The organism is Aureimonas altamirensis (genome assembly GCF_001463885.1).
GTDB lineage: Bacteria > Pseudomonadota > Alphaproteobacteria > Rhizobiales > Rhizobiaceae > Aureimonas > Aureimonas altamirensis.
Map to the genome: position 1 here is coordinate 57,974 of NZ_BBWQ01000022.1, position 20,005 is coordinate 77,978.

The 20,005-nt window shown below is 65.9% G+C and carries 25 protein-coding genes and 1 pseudogene; 2 read left to right on the top strand and 24 right to left on the bottom strand.

Annotated elements, in window-relative coordinates; genetic code table 11:
• Positions 1-2: 2 nt before the first annotated feature.
• The 11 genes from AUL31_RS16860 to AUL31_RS16905 form a co-directional block, all read right to left on the bottom strand.
• Positions 3-284, bottom strand: coding sequence for a helix-turn-helix transcriptional regulator (locus AUL31_RS16860; protein WP_039194768.1), 282 nt, complete (start codon positions 282-284; stop codon positions 3-5).
• A gap of 139 nt (positions 285-423) precedes the next feature.
• Positions 424-933: a DUF2285 domain-containing protein gene (locus tag AUL31_RS16865; RefSeq protein ID WP_197057540.1), complete on the bottom strand. Its 510-nt coding sequence runs from the start codon at positions 931-933 to the stop codon at positions 424-426.
• Positions 887-1,195: a transcriptional regulator domain-containing protein gene (locus AUL31_RS20745; protein WP_073469400.1), complete on the bottom strand. Its 309-nt coding sequence runs from the start codon at positions 1,193-1,195 to the stop codon at positions 887-889. Before AUL31_RS20745 ends, AUL31_RS16865 begins: the two co-directional genes overlap by 47 nt.
• A gap of 112 nt (positions 1,196-1,307) precedes the next feature.
• Positions 1,308-1,583: a DNA -binding domain-containing protein gene (locus AUL31_RS16870; RefSeq protein ID WP_039194909.1), complete on the bottom strand. Its 276-nt coding sequence runs from the start codon at positions 1,581-1,583 to the stop codon at positions 1,308-1,310.
• Positions 1,584-1,679: 96 nt separating this feature from the next.
• Positions 1,680-1,931: a helix-turn-helix domain-containing protein gene (locus AUL31_RS16875; protein WP_012092622.1), complete on the bottom strand. Its 252-nt coding sequence runs from the start codon at positions 1,929-1,931 to the stop codon at positions 1,680-1,682.
• A gap of 232 nt (positions 1,932-2,163) precedes the next feature.
• Positions 2,164-2,565 (bottom strand): single-stranded DNA-binding protein, encoded by a 402-nt coding sequence (locus AUL31_RS16880; protein WP_012092621.1) that lies wholly within the window; start codon positions 2,563-2,565, stop codon positions 2,164-2,166.
• Positions 2,566-3,268: 703 nt separating this feature from the next.
• Positions 3,269-3,685 (bottom strand): hypothetical protein, encoded by a 417-nt coding sequence (locus tag AUL31_RS16885; RefSeq protein WP_039194765.1) that lies wholly within the window; start codon positions 3,683-3,685, stop codon positions 3,269-3,271.
• 160 nt (positions 3,686-3,845) lie between these two features.
• Positions 3,846-4,781 (bottom strand): DUF2493 domain-containing protein, encoded by a 936-nt coding sequence (locus AUL31_RS16890; protein WP_012092619.1) that lies wholly within the window; start codon positions 4,779-4,781, stop codon positions 3,846-3,848.
• Positions 4,782-5,119: 338 nt separating this feature from the next.
• A complete protein-coding gene (locus tag AUL31_RS16895; protein ID WP_039194763.1) occupies positions 5,120-6,163 on the bottom strand; it encodes a DUF7146 domain-containing protein in 1,044 nt (347 codons plus the stop codon).
• Positions 6,163-10,518, bottom strand: coding sequence for a strawberry notch-like NTP hydrolase domain-containing protein (locus AUL31_RS16900; RefSeq protein WP_060609304.1), 4,356 nt, complete (start codon positions 10,516-10,518; stop codon positions 6,163-6,165). Before AUL31_RS16900 ends, AUL31_RS16895 begins: the two co-directional genes overlap by 1 nt.
• Before the next feature lie 158 nt (positions 10,519-10,676).
• Complete coding sequence (locus AUL31_RS16905; protein ID WP_012092616.1) at positions 10,677-11,099, bottom strand: antirestriction protein; 423 nt, start codon at positions 11,097-11,099, stop codon at positions 10,677-10,679.
• A gap of 161 nt (positions 11,100-11,260) precedes the next feature.
• Here AUL31_RS16905 and AUL31_RS16910 point away from each other — a divergent pair, with 161 nt between their 5' ends.
• Entirely contained in the window at positions 11,261-11,518 is a 258-nt protein-coding gene (locus AUL31_RS16910; RefSeq protein WP_028034381.1) for a type II toxin-antitoxin system Phd/YefM family antitoxin, read from the top strand.
• Complete coding sequence (locus tag AUL31_RS16915; RefSeq protein ID WP_012092614.1) at positions 11,515-11,898, top strand: type II toxin-antitoxin system VapC family toxin; 384 nt, start codon at positions 11,515-11,517, stop codon at positions 11,896-11,898. The genes AUL31_RS16910 and AUL31_RS16915 overlap by 4 nt, the downstream gene beginning before the upstream one ends.
• A gap of 17 nt (positions 11,899-11,915) precedes the next feature.
• On the opposite strand, the gene AUL31_RS16920 is transcribed toward AUL31_RS16915, so the two are convergent.
• The 13 genes and pseudogenes from AUL31_RS16920 to AUL31_RS16975 all read right to left on the bottom strand — a co-directional run.
• Positions 11,916-12,560, bottom strand: coding sequence for an antitoxin (locus tag AUL31_RS16920; RefSeq protein ID WP_039194756.1), 645 nt, complete (start codon positions 12,558-12,560; stop codon positions 11,916-11,918).
• Positions 12,553-12,969, bottom strand: coding sequence for a hypothetical protein (locus AUL31_RS16925; RefSeq protein WP_012092612.1), 417 nt, complete (start codon positions 12,967-12,969; stop codon positions 12,553-12,555). The genes AUL31_RS16920 and AUL31_RS16925 overlap by 8 nt, the downstream gene beginning before the upstream one ends.
• Positions 12,970-13,035: 66 nt before the next feature.
• On the bottom strand, positions 13,036-13,593 hold the full coding sequence (locus tag AUL31_RS16930) for a hypothetical protein (RefSeq protein ID WP_039194755.1): 558 nt from the start codon (positions 13,591-13,593) through the stop codon (positions 13,036-13,038).
• 131 nt (positions 13,594-13,724) lie between these two features.
• Positions 13,725-14,093 carry a thermonuclease family protein gene (locus AUL31_RS16935; protein WP_012092610.1) on the bottom strand — a complete coding sequence of 123 codons (369 nt, stop codon included), beginning with the start codon at positions 14,091-14,093 and terminating at the stop codon, positions 13,725-13,727.
• Positions 14,094-14,132: 39 nt separating this feature from the next.
• Positions 14,133-14,513 (bottom strand): DUF6915 family protein, encoded by a 381-nt coding sequence (locus AUL31_RS16940; protein ID WP_012092609.1) that lies wholly within the window; start codon positions 14,511-14,513, stop codon positions 14,133-14,135.
• Positions 14,514-14,523: 10 nt separating this feature from the next.
• The gene (locus AUL31_RS16945; RefSeq protein ID WP_012092608.1) at positions 14,524-15,012 is read right to left on the bottom strand and encodes a DUF6878 family protein; all 489 of its coding nucleotides are present in this window, start codon (positions 15,010-15,012) and stop codon (positions 14,524-14,526) included.
• A 210-nt stretch (positions 15,013-15,222) separates the two neighbouring features.
• Complete coding sequence (locus AUL31_RS20405) at positions 15,223-15,387, bottom strand: hypothetical protein (protein ID WP_166507195.1); 165 nt, start codon at positions 15,385-15,387, stop codon at positions 15,223-15,225.
• Between the two features lie 424 nt (positions 15,388-15,811).
• Positions 15,812-16,108 (bottom strand): hypothetical protein, encoded by a 297-nt coding sequence (locus AUL31_RS16950; protein WP_012092597.1) that lies wholly within the window; start codon positions 16,106-16,108, stop codon positions 15,812-15,814.
• Entirely contained in the window at positions 16,105-16,371 is a 267-nt protein-coding gene (locus AUL31_RS16955; protein ID WP_012092596.1) for a DUF6117 family protein, read from the bottom strand. Before AUL31_RS16955 ends, AUL31_RS16950 begins: the two co-directional genes overlap by 4 nt.
• Before the next feature lie 71 nt (positions 16,372-16,442).
• The gene (locus tag AUL31_RS16960) at positions 16,443-16,919 is read right to left on the bottom strand and encodes a hypothetical protein (RefSeq protein WP_012092595.1); all 477 of its coding nucleotides are present in this window, start codon (positions 16,917-16,919) and stop codon (positions 16,443-16,445) included.
• A 98-nt stretch (positions 16,920-17,017) separates the two neighbouring features.
• Positions 17,018-19,168 carry a ParB/RepB/Spo0J family partition protein gene (locus tag AUL31_RS16965; protein ID WP_039194752.1) on the bottom strand — a complete coding sequence of 717 codons (2,151 nt, stop codon included), beginning with the start codon at positions 19,166-19,168 and terminating at the stop codon, positions 17,018-17,020.
• 123 nt (positions 19,169-19,291) lie between these two features.
• Positions 19,292-19,687, bottom strand: a complete 396-nt coding sequence (locus AUL31_RS16970; protein ID WP_039194750.1) for a DUF2958 domain-containing protein — start codon at positions 19,685-19,687, stop codon at positions 19,292-19,294.
• Positions 19,684-19,914, bottom strand: a pseudogene (locus tag AUL31_RS16975) (zincin-like metallopeptidase domain-containing protein); the annotation flags it as partial. The pseudogene AUL31_RS16975 and the gene AUL31_RS16970, both read right to left, overlap by 4 nt.
• Between the last annotated feature and the right edge of the window lie 91 nt (positions 19,915-20,005).

The window sequence follows — 20,005 nt, forward strand, 5'->3', positions numbered from 1 at the left end:
GATCAGCGGGCGTAACGACCGGCCTGCGGGCCGGACGGAAGCGACTGACGCTTGGCGGGCAGCACTGAGCCACGCGGATCGGAGGTGGAGGTCACCGCGCCGCGCTCGGTCCAGGCCTCGAGATCGTCGATGGCATAGACCACACGGCCGCCGAGCTTGCGATAGGCAGGCCCGGTTCCGTAGGTGCGGTGCTTTTCGAGGGTCCGGGCCGAGAGGCTGAGAAAGGTCGCGGCCTCCTTGGTCCGTAGAAAACGCGGCGGCAGGACGACGGGTTCATGTGGCATGATCGGGCCTCCGTGGGGTTGCAAGCGGCCGCTGCGGATCAGCGGCGGGCAATGACCACGGTGGCGCAGGAAGAGCGGCGAGTTGCAGGGCGAAGTTGGGGGGTATCGAAATCGCCCACCATCAGGGCAAAGGATCGCGTTATCGTGGGCGGCGATGACGAAGGAGTTTCCGATAACCGCCGGCGACCATGGAACGGGCGTCGCGCAGGAGTGCCTTGATGGCATGACGGGCCGAGGACGCCTGCCATTCGTCCCGCTCAAGCCGGCCGGTGTTCAGAAGAACCCGCGCGATCTCCTGCTGCGTGACGCCGGCCCGATGGCCATCGAAGGCCCGCAGCATCCGTCGGAGGCGTGCGCGTTGCTGGCGTGTCAGGCGCGTATCCGGCGGGATCGCGCGACCATGCAGGGCCGAAAGGAAGCGTTGAATGGCCTCGATCCGGTCGAAACCGGCGAGGCTGAGAGGGACGATGGCGACCGCGATCGCGTCCCCCTTGATGGCACCGTCGAAAATCTGGAGCTTCTGCCCGTTGCCGAGCGGAAAGTGAAACTCCGCACCTGCATTCTCGACCGCGTAGTCGATGCGCCAGTTCTGCGGAGTGACGTCAGCGCTGTCGCCAAGTTCCGAAGGGACCCCGGTCAGCACCACCACACTTGTGTCCTCCGCCGGGAGCCAAAAGACCGGCGCATCGGGTGGCGGGACCAACGGATCGACAGGGAAATCGCAACCCCCATCGCTGCCGGATCCGTTCGGTCAGCGGTTGGGGGTCTCCATGGTCGGCAATTGAGGCTTCAAAATCTGCGTCATAATCGTCATTGCGGCGCAGCCATTCCCAGGCCAGATCGGATGCCGTCAGTTCATCCAGATGGTCGTATTGCGCCGACGAACGCCAAGTCGATGCGTCAGGGGTCATCGCGGCCTCCCGGGTCTACTCAAACGAATTGAGAAGGGTCAGGATTCCCGCACGCGTTGAATTGAGGAAGTCAGGCGATGGTCAACAGGTGATGCGCGGCACGCATCACGCGTCAGGAATTGCGCTGGCTTTCGCGGACCAGCTCGCGGTAGCCGTGTTCGGTCATCCAGTGCGCGCGGGCGAGGTGAGCGTCATGGATGGACCGGCAATGCTCGGGGTCATGTTCGGGATCGAGGCCAAAGAGAACCTGCACAGCTTCGCGCCAATCGGCGCCATCACGCTCGGCATCGAGCAGGCGCATGTAGAGTTTCATATGCTCGCGATCATAGGACGTCAGCGTCTGGCTGGACGGTGGCTTGTCGAGGAAAGTCTGTGTCGGGCGTCCCATCATTCGCTCACGTTTGGGTAACGTATTTGTTAACCATCTTCGGCGGAAGACAGCCATTCCTTTTGACGAGAACCTGACATCACGCTGGCCGCTGTTTCACCGTTTGTCGGTGTTGACCGTATCGTGTTGCAGCAACACGCCCTCGCCCTTATCCGTCGACAAGAAAACGATCCCGGCCGCTTCGAGAGCGCGGCGCACCTGGTCGCGGGTGGACTCGAACACCTCGAGCCCGCTTTGGGATTCGAGGCGTTTGAGTGCGGTCAATGCGACCTGGGCCTTGTCGGCGAGCGTCTCCTGTGTCCATCCCAGTAACGCGCGCGCAGCCCGAGATTGGCGAGCGGTGATCATACATGATCACCTCCCACCGGGATACGCACGCACTCCAGAACTACGGCTATAATAGTCGTTCTCGCTGTGAGCACCAGCCGAAATTCAGGTGCAATTATCAAGGATAGAGAGACGACGCTCCCGTCCATGCCCGTCTGATTCGGTCGCTGGACCTTGCCAGAAGCGGCGGGCGCGATCCGGTGAAGCAGGAGGGAAACCCGGCGGCTTGCGCCGCCGGGCCTCGGGTTCCCGATCAGAACGGAATGTCATCGTCGTCGATGAACTTGCCGTCGTCGTTCTGGGTCTGCTTCGCCCGGCTCAGGAAATCGACCGTCTCGGCGATGATCTCGCAGCCGTAGCGATCGACCCCGGCGGCATCGGTCCATTTCGTGTAGTGGATGCGGCCGCGAACCAGAACCTTCATGCCCTTGTCGCAATGCTGCTGGACCGTCTTGCCGAGGCCGTTGAAGCAGGTGATGCGGTGCCATTCGGTGTCCTGGACCCGATAGCCGTTCTCGTCGCGCAGGACGCGGCCTTCCGAATAGCGGGGGCGCGAGGTGGCCAGGGTGAAGTGGGTGATGCCGGTGCCGCCCTGGGTGGTGCGGGTTTCGGGGGCCTGGCCGATGTTGCCGGCGAGGATGACGATGTTCTGCATTGTAGGTCTCCGTTGCTCCTCGGAGGGACCGTCCCTCCGACGAGACCCGGCCAAGGCCGTCGGAAGACTCCTGCAACTGCCGCCCTTGCTGCAGCTTGCCCCCAAGGCCCCAGGTGGGGCGGGCAGCCGCGTTTGCGCGGCAACACGGCTGGGAGCCGCGGGGGTTGCTGGTGGAAGCCGAACGGACTTAGGGGATCAGTCAGGCGGAGGGATGGTGCTTTCGAAAGCAGATCGGGGACGCACAGCAGAACCATCGTCCTTGCTGGCGACAGCGACCAGGCAGGCCCCCATGCGAACCGAGACCACCGGCATGGCACTCCTTCAACCGTCTTTGCCGGTCACCGTCGTGTCCGCCGCCGGAAGGCCATGTCATCCGCGATGTGATCGGACAGGCTATCGGGTTCTCGGGTCCGGTATGGCGCCGCCCTGCTTCATCGGCCAAAGGCTCGGTCCCTCAGCATCGTGAAGGGACAAGGAAGGTGTTCGCGAAGGCCCCACGAAACGACGTGGACCGATGCAGCGGGGCATCGACCGCACGGGACCACGGTTCGCACCGCAGACCATTTCAAGCGCCGCGAGAAGCAGACCGGGTGCGATGGTGACATGCTGCGACGAACTGCTTTTCCGTCTTGGGCGAAACGACCGGGGCTCGGCGGCGCAAGCTGCCGGCCTTCCTCAGAAGTGGCTGATCGCGTCTGCCGTTTCAGCGCGAGAACACCGACTCGCCGAGGGCGTTCAGATTGACGATGGCCGAGATGCCGATGACGAGACCGCCCATGCCGCCGAACAGGTTGAGAACCAGCCCCGAGTCGATGGCGTTCTTGGTGATGCCATAGACAAGGGCATAGCCGGCGATGACGGCGGGCACGGCGAAGAGAGCGAGCGCAATGAGCCGCAGGGCCGGGTTCTTCGCGAAGCCAAGAGTCACGATCACAAGCGCGATCGAGAGCACGGCGGCGCCGATGGCCATGAGGCCGGACATCACGACCCCGGCGCCCGCGCCCCAGGCATATTGCGCGGCCGTGATGGCTGCCATGACGGGCAAGGCATAGATCGCGAGATTCCAGGCGATCACGCAGGCCGCGATGGTGAGCGAGATGGCGAGCAGGATCAGCGTCATGGAAACCTCCAGAGAACGGTTGGGGATCACGACAGGCTGCCGGGAGATGCGCTCCGCCTGCGACTATGCTGCTTCGCCGGTTCTGCAAGGATGTTCCATCAAAGGCGCGGCCTTGCATCTTGTCAAGTATCGGCGGCCGAAAGCCGCCAGGCGGCGGCGCTTACGCGCCGCCGTCGAACTTCATGACCGGGATGCCGAGCTTGCGGGCCTTGTCGGCGAGATTCTCCTGAATCCCGGTGCCGGGGAAGACGAGGACGCCGACCGGCAGCACGTCCAGCATGGCATCGTTTCGCTTGAACGGCGCCGCCTTGGCGTGCTTGGTCCAGTCGGGCCGGAAGGCGACCTGGGGCACCTTGCGGTGATCTGCCCAACGGGAAGCGATCAGTTCGGCTCCCTTCGGCGACCCGCCGTGCAGCAGCACCATCTCGGGGTGCTTGGCATGGACCTGATCGAGCTTCGCCCAGATCAGGCGGTGATCGTTGAAGTCCGCGCCGCCAGTCACGGCAACCTTCGGGCCGGCGGGCAGCATCACCTCGGTCTCGGCCCGGCGCTTCGCGGCAAGGAAGTCGCGGCTGTCGATCATCGCGGCGGTCAGGTTGCGATGGTTGACCATCGAGCCGCTGCGCGGCCGCCAGGCACTGCCGGTGTGGTGCTCGAAAGCCTCGGCCGCGAGGTCGCGGAAGAGTTCCATGCTGGCGCGCCGTTCGATCAGGGTCTGCCCCTCGGCCGTGAGGCGTTCGAGTTCGACCGACTTGACCTCGCTGCCGTCCTGTTCCCGCTGAAGCCGGCGCTGCGCCTGCTCGTTGTCGTCGAGATCGCGCTCCACCCGGCCGGTGGCGCGGTGGAAGAGATTGACGGTCCCCCAGAGCAGCTCTTCGAGGTCGGGCTCTAAGCGGGTGTCGCCGAGCGTCGCGACGAGGGCGTCGAAGATGTCGGTGACGGCGGCGGCGACGGTGTTGCCCTCGGGCAGCGGCCTCGGATCGGGTTCGTCCTGGAACGGGCGCCAGCCGTAGAGCTGGAGTTCGGTGAGGGTGTGATCGGTCTGGGAGGAGGTGTGGACCGGCTCGTCGCCTGCGGAATAGGTTTCGTTCGTCATCGGGAGCGTCCTTCGTCTGGAGACCGCGCCCATCGCGGCCTTCGCAGGCGTCGAAGCGCACGGGCGGGACGGGTTGGCAGCCCTCGCCCGCTCCGCGAGGGCCTTGATGGCCGGGGGTGGGCTATTTTGACTTTCGCGATGCAAAGGCGGGGTTCGTCCCCGCCGGCGGAAAATAGTCCAAACCCGGCCATTGCCTGCCCGGCCCGTTTGTGCGCCGATCGCCCTCTCCGAAGGCCGTGGGCGCGGGACTCTCCGACGATGGATGCACCTGCCGATGGCGAAAGACTGAAACCGGCAGAGGATGACGCTGGGCCGCGCCTCCGGGACCGATCACGACCTCACCTCTCCATGAACCGGCGGACGTCTTCAGGATGAAGCTGATCCTTCAGACGCGCCCGGAGGGCATCGGCGCCGTGGCGTCGCAGATCATCGTTGAAATCGCCGTTGAGCGGCGTGAGCGACATCGCCTCGATCCCGAGGCTCTCTGCTCTGGCGGCCAGGCCGTCTCTTGCACCGTCCCCGGCCGGGTCGCGATCCCTGACGACATAGAGCCGGCGCAGCGACGGCGGGAACAGGATGGCAGCGAGGTGAGCGGCCGAAAGCGCCGCCAGCATCGGCATGCGGGGCAGAACCTGACGGGGCGACAGCACGGTCTCGATGCCCTCGCCGGCGGCGAGAACCTCAGCGGCGGTTCCGAAGCGGACAGCGTGCCCGAGAAGGACGCCCATCGCCCGCCGCGGTGTTTCGACAGCCGCCTTGCCGGAACCGTCCGGGGCGAGCCAGGTGCGATGCGCGCCGGTCTGCTGGCCCGCAAGATCGGTGACGGCGGCAACGAGTGCCGGCCGGATCTCGGTGGGTGAAGACTCGTCGGGTCTATAGTAGCACCTCGGATGGTAGCGCAGCGCGGTGGTGTCCGAGAGGGAGGTGATCGCCCGCCCGTTGAGGTAGATCGCCGCAAGGGTGCCGTGGATCGGCTGCGCCATGGCGAAGAGGCGGCGCGACGCTTCAGGCGAACCGGGCACGCTGCTGGATGTGCTGCCGGTCGGCGTCCTCGTCTTCTCCGGTTCAGGATGCGGGAGGGCAAGGAAACGGCGCGCTTCCTCGGCCACTTCCTTGAAGTCGACAAGGCCAAGCGCCTCGCGGATGACGTCGAGCAGATCGCCATGCTCCCCGGTGGCCATGTCGGTCCATTTCCCCGCCGCGCCCTTGCCGGAACCCGGGCCGGTCAGGCGCACGAACATCGAGCGGCCAGGAGTGTTCTGCACATCGCCGACCAGCCAATATCGCCCGGCGCGGTGGCCGGACGAGAGATAGTGGCGGCAGACCGCCTCGGCCTCTCGGCCGAGACGGGTCGCCAGTTCGGAGGCGTCGTGACGCGGCATCAGGCTGCCTCCCGTTCACCGATGCGCTCGACCGGCCAGCGGTCGAAGAGCTTGGCCAGCACGGCGGGTCCGCTGGCATCGACTGGCACGAACATGCGCAGCTTCCAGGAGATGATCTCGTGGAAGAGGCCGTATGCCGTGAGACGCTGGCGCATGGTGTCGGTGAAGCCGGAAAGCTCGATGCGGTTCACCCCCATGACGCGGACCCGGCGAAGCTGGAGGCCCTCGGAGAGATCGAGGATCGTCCGGCCTTCCATCAGCGCCGCGAAAGCATCCTTCGGCGTGACCTTCGCGATGCCGGTCGTGGTCGCGTTCGCGGCCCAGGCCGGGGAGACCTTGCGGCCGATGATGCGCTCGCCCGCGTCAGACTGGAGGCGATAGACGCGGGTGGACTCGTTCGGCAGCCGTTTCCAGATCGGCAGCAGCAAGCCCGTCACCATATGCAGGGTGCTGTCTGCGAACTCCGGCACCTCCGCAAGTTCCGCATTCCAGGCCGCAGCGAATGCGTCCCGGTCGGCCTCGACCCAATGGGTCTCGCCCATCATCCTGATGGGGATATTGTGTGCTTCCATCGGCCGGATCAGCCTGACGCGGCGCTCGATCTCGCCATCGTCCAGCATGACGCTGGTGGTGGGGATTTGCACCGCCGCGCGGCCTGAGCGCCCGTTGATCAGGAGCTTCGCGCGCGGATCGTCGAGTTCCGCTAGGGCGGCATCGAGCATGACGGGCCGGTTGCGCTTGCGTTCGGTGATCGTCAGCAGGCTGGTCTCGGCCCCGGTGCGGGGATGGGTGTAGATCACCTGACGGTCGGTGACGGTGAAGCTCTCGGCGCGCAGCGTCTCCAGCCCAGCGTCATAGATGCCGGACGCGATGGCGCCCTCGATCCGCGCGGTCAGAAGCTGCTCGAAAGCGCTGAAGAGAACGCCCTGAAGCTCGACGGTCAGCGCCAGCAGCCGGTTCAAGAAAGTCGTGATGGCGGGCAGCTCGTCCTTGATGCCGTTCGCGTCCATCAGTTTCAACCCGGTGGCGGATTCGAAGCGTTCGAGCGAACATCCCTCGACCTTGCCGCGCACCAGCAGGAGATAGAGCTGGCGCAGCGCGTCGCGGGCGTAGGGACTTTCCAGATTGTCCTCGGGCCGGAACAGGCCCTGGCCGCCGGTCTGGCGCTGGCCGCGCGTGATCGCGCCCAAAGTGTCGAGGCGGCGGGCAATCGTGCTGAGGAAGCGCTTCTCGGCTTTCACATTGGTCGAGATCGGCCGGAACAGCGGCGGCTGCGCCTGATTGGTGCGATGCGTCCGGCCAAGGCCCTGGATGGCGGCGTCCGCCTTCCAGCCGGCTTCGAGCAGGTAATGGACGCGCAGCCGGGTGTTCTTCGCTGACAGTTCGGCGTGATAGCTGCGCCCGGTGCCGCCGGCATCGGAGAACACCAGCACCCGCTTCTGATCGTCCATGAAGGCTTGCGTCTCGGCCAGGTTGGCCGAACCGGCGCGACTTTCCACGACGAGCCGGTCGATGGTAACGCCGCCGCCGCGCTTGCGGACGATACGACGCGAGCGGCCCGTGACCTCCGCCACCGTGTCGGTGCCGAAATGCTGGATGATCTGGTCGAGCGCGCCGGGAACCGGCGGCAAGCTGGCGAGGTTGGCGATCATCTCGTCGCGCCGGGCCGCGGCCTCGCGGCTCTCGACCACCTGGCCATCACGATAGACCGGGCGCGACGACAGGTTGCCCTCCGAATCCGTGAACGGCTCATAAAGCTGCACCGGGAAGGAATGAGCGAGGTAGTCTAGGACATACTCGCGCGGCGACAGGTCCATTTTCAGATCGCCCCATTCCTCGGTGGGGATCTCTGCCAGCCGCCGTTCCATCAGCGCCTCGCCGGTCGAGACGATCTGGATGACGGAAGAATGTCCCGCTTCCAGATCGGCCGTGATGGACCGGATCAGCGTCGGGGTTTTCATCGACGTCAACAGGTGCCCGAAGAACCTCTGCTTGGCGCTCTCAAAGGCCGAGCGGGCGGCGGACTTGGCCTGCCGGTTCAGCGTGCCGGACCCGCCCTCGCCGCCGGTGATGTTGGCGGCCTGCATCGCCGCATCGAGATTGTTATGGATGATGGCGAAGGCATCGGCATAGCTGTCGTAGATGCGGACCTGTTCAGGGGTCAGTTCGTGGTCGAGCAACTCGTATTCCACGCCTTTGAAGGACAGCGAGCGGGCGGTGTAGAGGCCAAGCGCCCGCAGGTCGCGCGCCAGCACCTCCATCGCCGCGACGCCGCCGGCCTCGATCGCCTCGACGAACTCCGCCCTGGTCGAGAATGGGAAATCCTCGCCGCCCCAGAGACCGAGCCGCTGCGCATAGGCGAGATTGTGGACGGTGGTGGCGCCGGTGGCCGAGACATAGACCACGCGGGCCTGCGGCAGGGCGTGCTGGAGGCGCAGCCCGGCACGGCCCTGCTGGCTGGCGGCGACATCGCCGCGTTCTCCCTTGCCTCCTGCGGCATTGGCCATTGCGTGCGCCTCGTCGAAAATCACCACTCCATCGAAGTCGGAACCCAACCATTCGACGATCTGCCTGACCCTGGAAATCCTTTCTCCGCGGTCGTCGGAGCGCAGCGTGGCATAGGTTAGAAATAGGATGCCTTCGTTCAGGGTGATCTTTGCGCCTTGCGGGAATCGCGACAGCGGCGTGACCAGCAGCCGCTCCATGCCAAGCGCCGACCAGTCGCGCTGCGCATCCTCCAGCAGCTTGTCGGACTTCGAGATCCAGACCGCCTTGCGCCGCCCCTGCATCCAGTTGTCGAGGATGATCGCTGCGGATTCCCGGCCCTTGCCGACGCCGGTGCCATCGCCGACCATGAACCCTTGGCGGAAGCGGACGGCGCCCTTGGCGTCCTCCGGCGTGGCAGCAAGATTGTCGAGCGTGTCGTCCACCGTCCAAGCCCCGGCGAGGAATCCCATATGGGCCTCGCCGGCATAGATCACCGTCTCCAACTGCGCCTCGGACAGCCTGCCGAGAATGTCTTTGGGCAGCACCGGACGATAGCTCGGCTTCGGCGGCGCGATGCTCGCCATCGAGGCCGACTGCACGAGCTGGGTCGGATGCGCCTGCGCCCCGGCGATGCGGATGGTCTGAAGACCGTATTCCTCGTAGATCGCGTCGGAGAGGCGGCCGCCCTCGGCCGGTTCCCAATCCACGATCTCGTAGGCGACCGGCACGGCCTCCGGTTCCGCAAGGGGCGCGTCGGGCGCGGATCGCGCGGCGCGGTTGACATAGCCGCGCACGGTGCGCGGCGCGGTCGGTCGTGCCACCGGCACGGCCAGGCCGGGATCGACGGGAAGCCTGGCCGGAAGCTGCTCCGCCAGCCAGCCCATCAGGGTGGCAACATCCGACGCCACACCGGGCGCTGCCGGGAACACCGCCGGGTCTTCGGCGGGCAGCTTGTCGATGACGGTCAGCCGCGTGTCGATGGTGGTGCCGTGCTTGGCATAGACCGATCCATCGATGACGGCCGAGAAGACCACGCGGCCGCGCTCCTGCAGCCGTTTCCAGTTAGCCGTCCAGGCCGGATTGTCGGGGGCGAAGCTCGCGCCGGTGATGGTGACGAGCCGCCCGCCGGGCGCAAGGCGCGCCAGCGTCGAGGCGACATGGCGGAAGGCGGCATCAGCCACGCGGCCCTCGACATGGGCCATGACCGAGAACGGCGGGTTCATCAGCACCACTGTCGGGATCAGGCCGGGATCGAGATGATCGTCGATCTGGGCGGCGTCGAAGCGGGTGACGGACAGGGCCGGAAAGAGGGAGGAAAGCAGGCCGGCGCGGACCTCGGCCAGTTCGTTGACGAGCAGCGCACCGCCGGCGATCTCGGCCAGGATGGCGAGGAGCCCGGTGCCGGCCGAGGGCTCCAGCACGCGGTCGGCGTGCGTGATCGCCGCCGCCGTCACCGCAGCGAAGCCGAGAGGGATCGGGGTGGAGAACTGCTGGAAGGTCTGCGCTTCCTCGGAACGCCGGGTGTGGGTCGGCAGGAGCCCGGCAATTTTCGTAAGCTGCGGCAGGATTGCCGACGGAGACCCGGCTTTGCGGAAAAGTGCATTGCCGTATTTGCGCAGGAAGAGGACGGTCGCCGCCTCGCAGGCATCATAGGCGGTCTTCCAGTCCCAAGCGCCGGTGGCATCGGACGTGCCGAAGGCGGCCTCCATGGCGCCGCGCAGCGTGGCGGCGTCGACACGCTGACCGCGTTCCAGATGCGGCAGCAGCAGACCGGCAGCGGTGAAAACGCAGGCCGCGGTCTCAGCGTCATGGTCGAACGGAAGCGGCGCGGTGGCGGATGCCGCCGCGGATGCGGAAATCATGTTCATCGGGGATTCCTCGGGAGAGCAAGTCAGGATCAAGCCGGGCAGCGCTCTCTCTCGACCGCACCGGCTCAAACCCCTTCCGGCCCATCTCTCGCTCTGAAGCCGTGGCGAAAGCAGGCATGAAACAAGCGCCCGACCGTCAGGCTGGGCGCTTGTGGGTTTCAGTCGATGGCCTGGAAAATCGCCGCCGCCTCCGCGTGATCGGCGGCATGCTCGTAGAGGCGACCATAGCCCTCGGCGAGTTCGTCGTCATCGTAGCGGAAGGAAAGATGCGAGAAGGCGAAGAGCGTGGCGATGATCCCGGCGGCATCGCTTGAGACCTCGCCCTCGAAGCCGTTGCCTTCGCAGAACAGGCGGCAACGGGGCTTTGAGGTCGGCGCGAGATAGAGCGGCTGGCCGGCGCGTTCGTAGAAATCCCAGAGCCCGCCGCCGTAATCGCCGGGGCTGAGTATCTCCATGAAGCGAAAGACGGTATGCTCGCCGATGATGAGCAGGCGCCGGCCAAAAAGGCGCGGCAGGAAGTCCATGCGGCGCTCGTCGGGGACGCGGATTGCGGATTGGGAAGCAAGTTCGGGCAAAGCCATGATCGGTCTCCGAGAGGGAAAGGGGCACCTGCCGGACGACCCTCTCTCAACCCGTCCGGGGGCACCTGTTCCCGGCCGTCCTTTCGCTCTGGGGGCTTGAAGTGGACCATTATCTGGACCATCTTGTGCAGAATAGCGGAGAACATCTGGAGTGATATGCGATGAGGGTTTCTGTCACCGAGGCGAAGGGGCAGCTCACCGAACTGGTGAAGCGGGCCGAAGCCGGCGACGAGGTGATCCTGACGCGGCGGGGCCACGAGGTCGCCCGCCTCGTGCCGGTTGCCGTGGTGGCGACCCCGAAAGGCCGGCGCGCGCTGATGGAGCGGGTCCGGGCCACGGCGCGGGGCAAGGCATTGCCCGGCGCGGCTGCCGCGCGCAGCCAGGATTTCCTCTACGGGGATGACGGGATGCCGGCATGATCGCCGTCGATACCTCGGCGCTGATGGCCATCGTGCTGGACGAGCCGCAGGCCGAGACCTGCATGGTGGCGATCGAGGCGGCAGACGGCCTGCTGATCTCGGCCGGAACAGTGGCCGAGGCGCTGATCGTCGCCGGGCGGCGCAATGTCGGTGAAGAGATCGCCGCCCTGGTCGAGGGCCTTGGGTTCGAGGTGGTCTCCGTCACTGAAGCCTCGGCACGCAGGATCGCCGAAGCCTATGCCCGCTGGGGCAAGGGCGTTCATCCCGCCGGACTCAACTACGGGGATTGCTTCGCCTATGAGGTCGCCAGCGAACGCGGCTGCCCGTTGCTCTTCGTCGGCGACGACTTCTCACGGACGGACCTGCTGTCGGTTCTGTGAGGCAGCGCAGAAGGGTTTCAGCCGAAGCGCTTTCCATCAACTGTGAAGCTGTATTCGTTGGCAACGATGGCCTCATCGACCGCCTCATCCGAAGTCAGGTAGTCGTATTCGCGCTCAAGCTGGCGATAAAGCCAACGGGCGAGATCGCGCAATGCCTCCATGACGGTCTCCTCGGCATCGGCGGTCATGTCCTGCCAGGTCGGGCTGTCGCGGGTGACCGAGATCGCCATGCAGTATTCGTGATAGTATCGCCCCCGATGGGTCGCCTCGGCGGTCAACTGGTAGAAGTTGCGGCGTTGCGCCTGGTGCAGGGCATCCGCGATGCGGTGCAGCTCCACATCCTTCGGCGCATAGGTACGGATTTCCGCCGCCGTGCCTTTGCGATAGGAATAGTGGCCTTCGAACGCGGCGCCATCGCCCTGCGACCAGAAGCCCGTAAACCAGATGCAAGGCTCTTGTCGCACGCCGCCGCCCATGAGGCGGACGGTGCGGGTCTTGATGCGGATGCCGAGGATGTCCGCGATCCGCCGGAAATCCTCATAGACGGCATCGTACCAATCGTAGTCGAAGCCGCCCTCGCGATACCAGGCGCGGGCATTGTCTTTCGCGGCTTCGGAAAGCTCGTCGAGCCGATAGACCGTGGTTTCGATGACGTCAGGCATTGGGGTCGCCCCCGTCCAGAACGGTGGAAAGCCAACCGTCGGTGTAGATCCAGTCCACCGTCTCGCCGGTGGCGAGGTCGAGGACATGCGCGCCGCCCCCGAACCCGTCGATTCTCGGACGTGAGCAGGTATTGGCGTATTGCATCCCCCATAGCCCGGTCAGGCCGAACGCGGCGGCACAGCGTTTGACGAACTGGATGACATGCTCGGGATCGCCGGTGCCGTCATCGCGCATCCAGAGCTGGGTGCCGCCATGTTCGGGCTGGATCGAAAGCATGAAGCCGTCCGAGGGCGGATCTTCGGCGGCGTTTTCGCGCGCCAGCGCGTTGTAGAGATCAAGCGCGCGGGCGGCGTTCTCGGGGCTGCCCACGTCGAGCAGGCAGGAGAAATGGGTGAAGTAGTCGGCCATGTCAGGCTCCTGAAACGAGAAGGCCCGGCGCGGGGCCGGGCCTAGTGGATGGAAAGGGGCGACAGGTCAGGCAGCTTGTGGCAGCCGCAGCAGATCGGCAGTCGTCTCGCGCCAGAAGGGATCGACCAGCCGCGCCTCGAGCAGGCTGGCGCGGTGGCGGAGATCACGAGCCGATACCGCATCGCCGCGCCCGGATGCCGTGAAGGCCATGCCCCGCAGACGGCTGGCCTCCGTGACGGTGCGGCGAGCCTCGGCGTCGGAGGCGACCGGATGCTGCCAGAGCACGATCCCGGCCCGGACCTCACCGGCAAGGACAAGGCCCAGTTCGTTGTCCTGAATGACCATGACGCGGGGGCGAAAGCGCAGCGCATCGCCCTGTCCAACGCGGAAATCACCGCGCGCAACGCGCTGGCTGGCGATGATCAGCGCCTCTTCGGGGGATTGGCACTGGCCGATGACGAGCGTGCGGTCGAAGCCGCCGACGTCATCGCTTTCGTCATCGCTGGCGATACCGATGCAGGAGATGCGCAGCGGCAGCTTCTGGGCATGACGCAGCCGGGGCAGGATCTGTCGCGCGACAATTTCGCCGATCGAGGCGAAAGTGGTGTGGTGGGAAAGGCTCATGGGGAATGCTCCGCGACGGACGGCGGAAGCCCCTCTCCCGCCTCACAATCCGTCACGGCCAACCGGCCCGCACTCTTACTCTCCCGTCCCGACGGTGGATCGTCCCGCACCTCGGCGGGACGATCCGGCGATCAGCACCAGGGCTCACGCCGCCCGGCCCAGGTTCTCGCCAGCCCTTCATCGACGAGAATATCGCCGACATCGCGGCCTTCGACGCGTATCGCCGCCAGGGTCCGGCCATAGCGGTCGGTCCCCTGACGCAGGATTTCGACCCGCCGACCTTGCAGGATTTCCGCCAGCCTGATCTTCGCTTGCCGGGCAAGGTCGGTTTCATGGATGCAGCGGCCCTCCATTTCGGGAGCGTCGATGTTGAATATCCGAACAGCTTCGGACTGCTGTCCCATACCCAGCCGGATCGAGTCACCGTCCCAGACGCGGATTTCCGCCGGTTCGCAGGAAGCCGTGCAGAGCAGGACGGAGATGACGATATGGCTGAGCATGGCAAGAGGCTTTCATAAGGGGGAGGCTGACGCGACTGCTCAGACTTCTTCCTGAAGTCGGCCATTGACGCAATGCGGATCGACCTCCGCCTCGATCCGCTGCGTCCGCCCCATCCAAGGCGCCGGGTGGATTGCCCGCGCCCAATCGGCGAAGGACGGGATACGGCCCAGATCCTCGCGGACATGCTGCTCCCCGACCCATCGGGCCGGGATCACCCTGCCGGTGGACAGGGTGATCGTCGCCCCGAAAATGGTCTCGGCCATGAAGATGCCCTCGGCATGGTGGCGAAGCGCGCGATGACGAAAATCGGCCAGGATCTCCTTGCTGGCATCGAACCAGCTATGGATGGGCAAGTAATCCTCGACCGTGCCGCCCCATTTCTTCACCGACGAGAGCGCATGATGATAGGGATGTGCCATTTCCGCCCCCTCAGAACTCGTGACTGTAGAATTCGGTGGCGGTGTAGCGCTCGTTGTAGTCGAGCGTGATGGTGCGCGCCGCCACATCGAAGCTGAACTCGCCATAGGCGCCATCATTGTTCTCCCAGCCGCCATGGGTTTCCGAGAGGAAGTCATAGGCGAGCTGTTCGATGGCCGCCTCAACGCCCATTGAGATTGCGGTCACCTTGTCGGTTCCCCATGCCACCGTGGCAATGGTGATCTCGCCCTGCGGCAGGTCCACGGTCCGGTCGTCCGATTGCGCGGTGATGTCCTCGATCTGGCCGCTGTCGCCAGAACCGTCGAAGGTGACGGTCACGAGAGTGATGCCTGCGGCGGCCAGCGCATCGAACAGCGCCGTCTTGTTGTCGGGACGGACCGCTTCAGCGCGACGGTTGCGCTCATCGCGCTCGGCGAAGAAGCGCGCGACGCTGGCGGCCATGTCGAATTCCGGCGTGGCTGGTTTGTCGGTATCGGTCATTGGATGATCCTCCAGGAGAGCGGGATGATATGGCCCGGCGGCGCTCTCCTCTCCTTCCGCCAGGCTCGCCCCGATCCCGGCCCAACTCTCCCTTTCCAGAGCCGAGGCGAGGCCTCGGCACCGCCGCTGGCGATGCGCAGCCTGCGCATGGCACAAGGCCCGGCTGCGCCTGACGCGGGCCGGGCCGTCGGGCGGAGGCGCTTTCGCGCCTCAGCCGAAGGGATCGAGTTCGAGCTTCACCATCTCTTCGTCGCCGTCGAACTCGTCGGCGGGCATGGCGCCGTGGGTGCCGTCCCCGGCCTGGAACACGACGATCACGACCATCAGCGTGGTGGCGAGGCTGGCGGCGAAAGCGGTGGCATCTGCGTAGGACATGGGTTCCGGCTCCTGTCTTTGGAGGCGGGGGACCATCCCCCGCGCGACAGGCGCCCGAAGTGTCTGACCGGATCTGCAATCACCCTCGGGCGTTCGGATTCTTTCCGAATCCCCGAGGGCGGCACGCGCGCGTAAGCCGACCCCACCGGGGTTGAATGCAAAGAGACGGTCGGACCAAGGTTAGCGAATGGAAGCGGGGGATGGTGCTTTGCGTCGAGCCGGTGCCGGAAACCCGTCGCAGATGCTTTGCTGCGCCAGCCTCGTTGCCGGCGGATATTCAGGGTGTGTTTCAGGCCGGGGACGGAACCCGTTGCCCCCACAACACCAAGGAGTTGGCGCAATGGTGAAGCTCGAACTCGATCCATCGCTGCTTGTGCAGCGATACCCGATAGCCCCGTGTGCAAGGTTCGGCTTTCAGGGCCGGTCAGTCCCAGAACCCATCGGCGATTTCGCGGGCGATCATGGCGCGGGCCTTCATCATCACATCGTCGCCGGAGGTGTCGATATGACCGAAAAAGCGCGTCCGGGCGCCATGGGCCGTCCAGTCGGCATAGCGGCAGTATTCGCGGGCATCGAGCCGGAAGGCGCGCATGTCCTCGGCCCAATGCGGTTTCGGTTCCACGATGACGGTGACGCCGTTGCGGGTTTCCTCCCAGGGAAGCGAGCGCTCCGATGGCGGATTGCGGCGGTCATCGGCGAAGATTTCATCGACCGTCATCATGATGCGCCCCCATCTTCGGCCTTCTCGACAAAGCCGGCAGGATCGTCGGGATCCGGCGGCAGATAGGCGTCATAGGGGTTGCCGCTTGCGAGATGGCCGAACGGCGTGAAGACGTAATCACCCCCGTCGCGGCCGACCGCGCACAGGACATAGCGTGTCTCACGGGTCGCGGCGTCGAGGCATTCCATAAGGGCGAGATTGCCGTCATCGGCAGCACGAAGCAGAGTGTCGAAGTTCGTTCGAACGGGATCGGGAATGGCCATTGTGTTCTCCTGAAACGAAGAAGGCCCGCCGTCACGGGACAAGCGGGCCGGATGAACGGGATCGGCGATGGTCACGCGGCAGCTCGACCCTCGACGGCATCGGCGCCTGCCTCGTCGGCGGTGATCTCCTCGAGGCGCGCGCGGCTGTAGCCGTTCCTGGCTAGCCAGAGTTCGGCCGCCTCGTGGTTCTCCGCGAGGTGCAGCAATTCGACGTTCTCTCCGACATCCTGCACAACACGGACCTGACCGATCTTCGGGCGTTCGACAACCCGGAAGCTCAGATCGCTGTCGATGCCGTAGCTGCGCATGATGGTGATGAGGATGATGCCGCCTTCGCCGAAATCACCCTCATGCAGGGTGAAGGACGGCGGCGTCGTGTAGGTCGGGCGCTCGCGGCCCGGTTCCTTGCGCACGAGGCGACCGGCCCCGTTGCGGGATTTCCACGCGGCGAGCTTCTTGGTGAAACGTGCGGGCGGTTTCGGCTGGCCGTCGCTATAGGCCACGAGCGAGCCGAGAGGCGCAATGTCGAAAATGAGGGAAGCGGACATGATCTTGCTCCTGAAACGAAAGCGGCCCGGCGAGATGCCGGGCCTTCAGATGGAAGGGATGGAATGCGGGGCGGCGGAGGCCGCCCCGCTGCTGCGCGTCACTCGGCGGCGACGAGGGCCTCTGGATCGTCGGCGGCCTCGGCCGTGTCCTCATGGCCACCGGCGAGGAAGTCGGGCAGCGCCACGCTGTCCTCGTCCTGATCGGTCGCGCCATCCACGGCCTGCGCCTCGATGGCGGGGCGCAGCGGCTCCGGCAGCCAGCCGGTATCGGCCAGGAGCCGTTCGGCCTCCTTCGCCATATCGCCCTTCTTGAGATGCGCGATGAGATCGGCCGCGCGATCGCCGGCGCCCTCGCGCACCGCCTCGATGATGCGGGTCTTGGTCACGCGACCCAGGTAGTTCTCGACCGTGGGCCTCCAGCCCGCTTCGACGAGATCGAGGCCGGTGGCCTGTGCCAGCCGTTCGGCCTCGGCCATGCGGCGGTCGAGACCGTGCTGCGAGATGCCATTCCCCGAATAGGGGTTGGGCCGCTCGTAAAGCGCGTTGACCCCGAAACTGACGCAATGGGCGAGCAGCGCCAGGCGGCTGGCATCGTCGAGACCGTCGATCCAGTCCCAGAGCCGGTCGTCATCGCCAGCGGGGATGTCGCCCCGCCAGGCGTCCGCGCGCTCGTCGATCATCTTCGCGGCGGCGCTGTCAGCGAGCCCGGTCGCATCCGTGGGAAGATAGATGTGACGCACGGCGGCATAGAGGCTGGTTCCCGAGGTGGCGGTGCGCTCGAAAGTATCGAGAACCAGCTTGTGCAGCAGCGCCGTCATGGCGACGCGCGGATTCTCGGCAAGCGCATTGCGCAACGCCAGCGTCCGCCAGGCGGTCAGGTCGGTCACCAGCCGCTCGGGCAGCGGCTTGACGGCATCGTCCTCCTCTTCATCGCCGTCCGGGACCGGCTCGCCGCCGACGGTGATAACCGCGCGCTGCACCGCATCGGGATCGGACGGGTCGGCACCTTCGCCCGCATCCTCACCATCGACGCTCTCGGGTTGTTCGTCCTCGGGGCGGACATAACCGGGACTGACGATCAACTCGCCATCGCGGTCGATGCTGACGAAAACACCGGCACGGGCGATGTCTTCCGGCGCGAAGGTGACGGGCCGGTTCTCGAAGCCTTCCAACTCGGCTTCGATCTCCCCGAGCCGCTGGTCGATCTCATCGGGCAGGTCGTCGGCTTCTGCATACTGCGCTTCGAGTTCGTCATACTCGTCGCGCAGCGCCTCGCGGGCGGTGCGCTCCTCGTCGGTCAGCTCCTGGGTCACACCGACCAGCCTGCGCAGGCCGTTGGCGTAGCCGTAGGGAAGTTCGACTGCCGCGTCGATCCACTTCCAGCCCTGTCCGGCGATCTCGTCGGCGACAGTGCGCAGCTTCTCGTCAACCAGGCGGTCGAGCAGCGTGACGTCCTGCAACCAACCGCCGTTCTCGTCGGAGAAGAGATCGCGCAGCACCGGGCCGCCCGCCGCCTCATAGGCGTCGATGCCGATGAAGCGGGCGCGCTTGTCGGCAGCCGGAACCGTGGTCTCGGTCAGCAGGCTGCGGATGTGCCAGGGCTCTTTCTGCCACGACGTGCTGATCCGCTCCCAGACCTGCTGCTGGCGCTCGTGGTCGGGATTGACGGTGAAGGCTTCCAGCATCGCCAGCGTCATCTCATTCCGCGCATAGGCGTCGTGCAGCGCCGGCGCGACCGTCGCGAGACGAAGGCGCTGCATGATGTAGCGCGGCGTGGTCCGCCAGGCGTCGGCGATCTCCTCCTTCGACATGCCCATGTCGAACATCCGCTTGAACGCCTTGAACTGGTCGAGCGGATGCAGGGCGAGGCGCAGCAGGTTCTCGGCCAGCGAGTCGTCGACTGCCGAGGTCTTGGCATCGGCCTTCTTGACGATGCAGGGGACGAGGCCATCGGCCGGGAAGCGACCGGCTTCGACGAGGCGCGCGATGGACCTGTAGCGGCGGCCGCCGGCCGGGGTCTCGAAATCGCCGGTCTCAACGCCGTCCGCGTCGAGGATGGCGCGAACGTTGAGGCCCTGCACGAGATCCTCGCGCCGGTCGATGTCATGGGTAAGTTCGTCCAGACCCGCCTCGACGTCAGCCTCGCGAACATTGCTGTCCGACAGCCTGATCCGGTTGAACGGAATGTCGCGCGCCCGTGAAAAGACGATCATCGGGGCGACGGGCTTCTTCCTGGCAGCTTTGGCCATGGTGATTTCTCCGCGACGGGCGGCCGGGAGCCACTCTCTCGACCTCCAACCCGTCACGAAGCGAAGCGCCGCCCTCTTCCTCTGAAGAGTGCGACGCCAGGCCACAAAGCCGGCAACCGGAAATCAGGATTCCCGGCTTTCCGTATCTGTGGATGTGCGGGTGAATGCCGCACCGGCGCGGTAGAGGGCTCGTTCCGCCGCCTGGATGCTGCCGGTTTCCCACGCAGCCTCCGCCCAGACCGAGATCGGGAAATCCCCGGTGAAGAGCAGATCCCGCTCGATCCCCATGCCGAAGGGCAACCGGACCCCACGCAGCTCTTCCAGGCTCCACGAGCCGAGTTCGGGGTAGCCGATATCGGCCAGGCCGAACATGATGTCGCCGCCCTGATCCAGCTCGGTGGCGAGCCAGACGCCCGCGCCGAAGGGATTGAAGAATTTGACGACGGGGACGTGATCGGCGCCGCGCTGCCGGCCATTGGCGAGGAGCTGCGCACGCTGGGTACGGGTCAGGAGGATCATGCCGCCACCCTCCGCTCGGTCGAGGCCGCAACCGATTCAGCGCCGTCCTCGTCGGGCAGATGCGACAGCAGCCAGTCGGCCGCCTTGCTCGCCTGCGAAGCGGCGCGGACGATGGCGCGGTTATCCTCGCGCAGCACCTCCAGCCAGGAGCCGATGTAGTCGGCGTGGCGCACGGTCGGCACGATGCCGAGCGAGGCGCAGCAGAAGGCCGCGTTCATCTCGGCGACTTATCTGAACAGTCAAGCTGTCTCAGCGGACTTTCATCAGCCGAAACCAGCCGATCTGGCGGCGTTGCGCGGTTTTAGAACGGGTGAGACA

What these genes read in the sequence shown, in the direction of transcription:
- AUL31_RS16940 (WP_012092609.1), bottom strand. Translation starts at nt 14,513, where the DNA reads ATGGCACATCCCTATCATCATGCGCTCTCGTCGGTGAAGAAATGGGGC.
- AUL31_RS20745 (WP_073469400.1), bottom strand. Translation starts at nt 1,195, where the DNA reads ATGACCCCTGACGCATCGACTTGGCGTTCGTCGGCGCAATACGACCAT.
- AUL31_RS16950 (WP_012092597.1), bottom strand. Translation starts at nt 16,108, where the DNA reads ATGATGACGGTCGATGAAATCTTCGCCGATGACCGCCGCAATCCGCCA.
- AUL31_RS16875 (WP_012092622.1), bottom strand. Translation starts at nt 1,931, where the DNA reads ATGATCACCGCTCGCCAATCTCGGGCTGCGCGCGCGTTACTGGGATGG.
- AUL31_RS16890 (WP_012092619.1), bottom strand. Translation starts at nt 4,781, where the DNA reads ATGACGAACGAAACCTATTCCGCAGGCGACGAGCCGGTCCACACCTCC.
- AUL31_RS16945 (WP_012092608.1), bottom strand. Translation starts at nt 15,012, where the DNA reads ATGACCGATACCGACAAACCAGCCACGCCGGAATTCGACATGGCCGCC.
- AUL31_RS16970 (WP_039194750.1), bottom strand. Translation starts at nt 19,687, where the DNA reads ATGATCCTCCTGACCCGTACCCAGCGTGCGCAGCTCCTCGCCAATGGC.
- AUL31_RS16965 (WP_039194752.1), bottom strand. Translation starts at nt 19,168, where the DNA reads ATGGCCAAAGCTGCCAGGAAGAAGCCCGTCGCCCCGATGATCGTCTTT.
- AUL31_RS16935 (WP_012092610.1), bottom strand. Translation starts at nt 14,093, where the DNA reads ATGCTCAGCCATATCGTCATCTCCGTCCTGCTCTGCACGGCTTCCTGC.
- AUL31_RS16880 (WP_012092621.1), bottom strand. Translation starts at nt 2,565, where the DNA reads ATGCAGAACATCGTCATCCTCGCCGGCAACATCGGCCAGGCCCCCGAA.
- AUL31_RS16860 (WP_039194768.1), bottom strand. Translation starts at nt 284, where the DNA reads ATGCCACATGAACCCGTCGTCCTGCCGCCGCGTTTTCTACGGACCAAG.
- AUL31_RS16925 (WP_012092612.1), bottom strand. Translation starts at nt 12,969, where the DNA reads ATGGCCGACTACTTCACCCATTTCTCCTGCCTGCTCGACGTGGGCAGC.
- AUL31_RS16870 (WP_039194909.1), bottom strand. Translation starts at nt 1,583, where the DNA reads ATGGGACGCCCGACACAGACTTTCCTCGACAAGCCACCGTCCAGCCAG.
- AUL31_RS16910 (WP_028034381.1), top strand. Translation starts at nt 11,261, where the DNA reads ATGAGGGTTTCTGTCACCGAGGCGAAGGGGCAGCTCACCGAACTGGTG.
- AUL31_RS16885 (WP_039194765.1), bottom strand. Translation starts at nt 3,685, where the DNA reads ATGACGCTGATCCTGCTCGCCATCTCGCTCACCATCGCGGCCTGCGTG.
- AUL31_RS16895 (WP_039194763.1), bottom strand. Translation starts at nt 6,163, where the DNA reads ATGCCGCGTCACGACGCCTCCGAACTGGCGACCCGTCTCGGCCGAGAG.
- AUL31_RS16955 (WP_012092596.1), bottom strand. Translation starts at nt 16,371, where the DNA reads ATGGCCATTCCCGATCCCGTTCGAACGAACTTCGACACTCTGCTTCGT.
- AUL31_RS20405 (WP_166507195.1), bottom strand. Translation starts at nt 15,387, where the DNA reads ATGTCCTACGCAGATGCCACCGCTTTCGCCGCCAGCCTCGCCACCACG.
- AUL31_RS16960 (WP_012092595.1), bottom strand. Translation starts at nt 16,919, where the DNA reads ATGTCCGCTTCCCTCATTTTCGACATTGCGCCTCTCGGCTCGCTCGTG.
- AUL31_RS16905 (WP_012092616.1), bottom strand. Translation starts at nt 11,099, where the DNA reads ATGGCTTTGCCCGAACTTGCTTCCCAATCCGCAATCCGCGTCCCCGAC.
- AUL31_RS16900 (WP_060609304.1), bottom strand. Translation starts at nt 10,518, where the DNA reads ATGAACATGATTTCCGCATCCGCGGCGGCATCCGCCACCGCGCCGCTT.
- AUL31_RS16930 (WP_039194755.1), bottom strand. Translation starts at nt 13,593, where the DNA reads ATGAGCCTTTCCCACCACACCACTTTCGCCTCGATCGGCGAAATTGTC.
- AUL31_RS16920 (WP_039194756.1), bottom strand. Translation starts at nt 12,560, where the DNA reads ATGCCTGACGTCATCGAAACCACGGTCTATCGGCTCGACGAGCTTTCC.
- AUL31_RS16915 (WP_012092614.1), top strand. Translation starts at nt 11,515, where the DNA reads ATGATCGCCGTCGATACCTCGGCGCTGATGGCCATCGTGCTGGACGAG.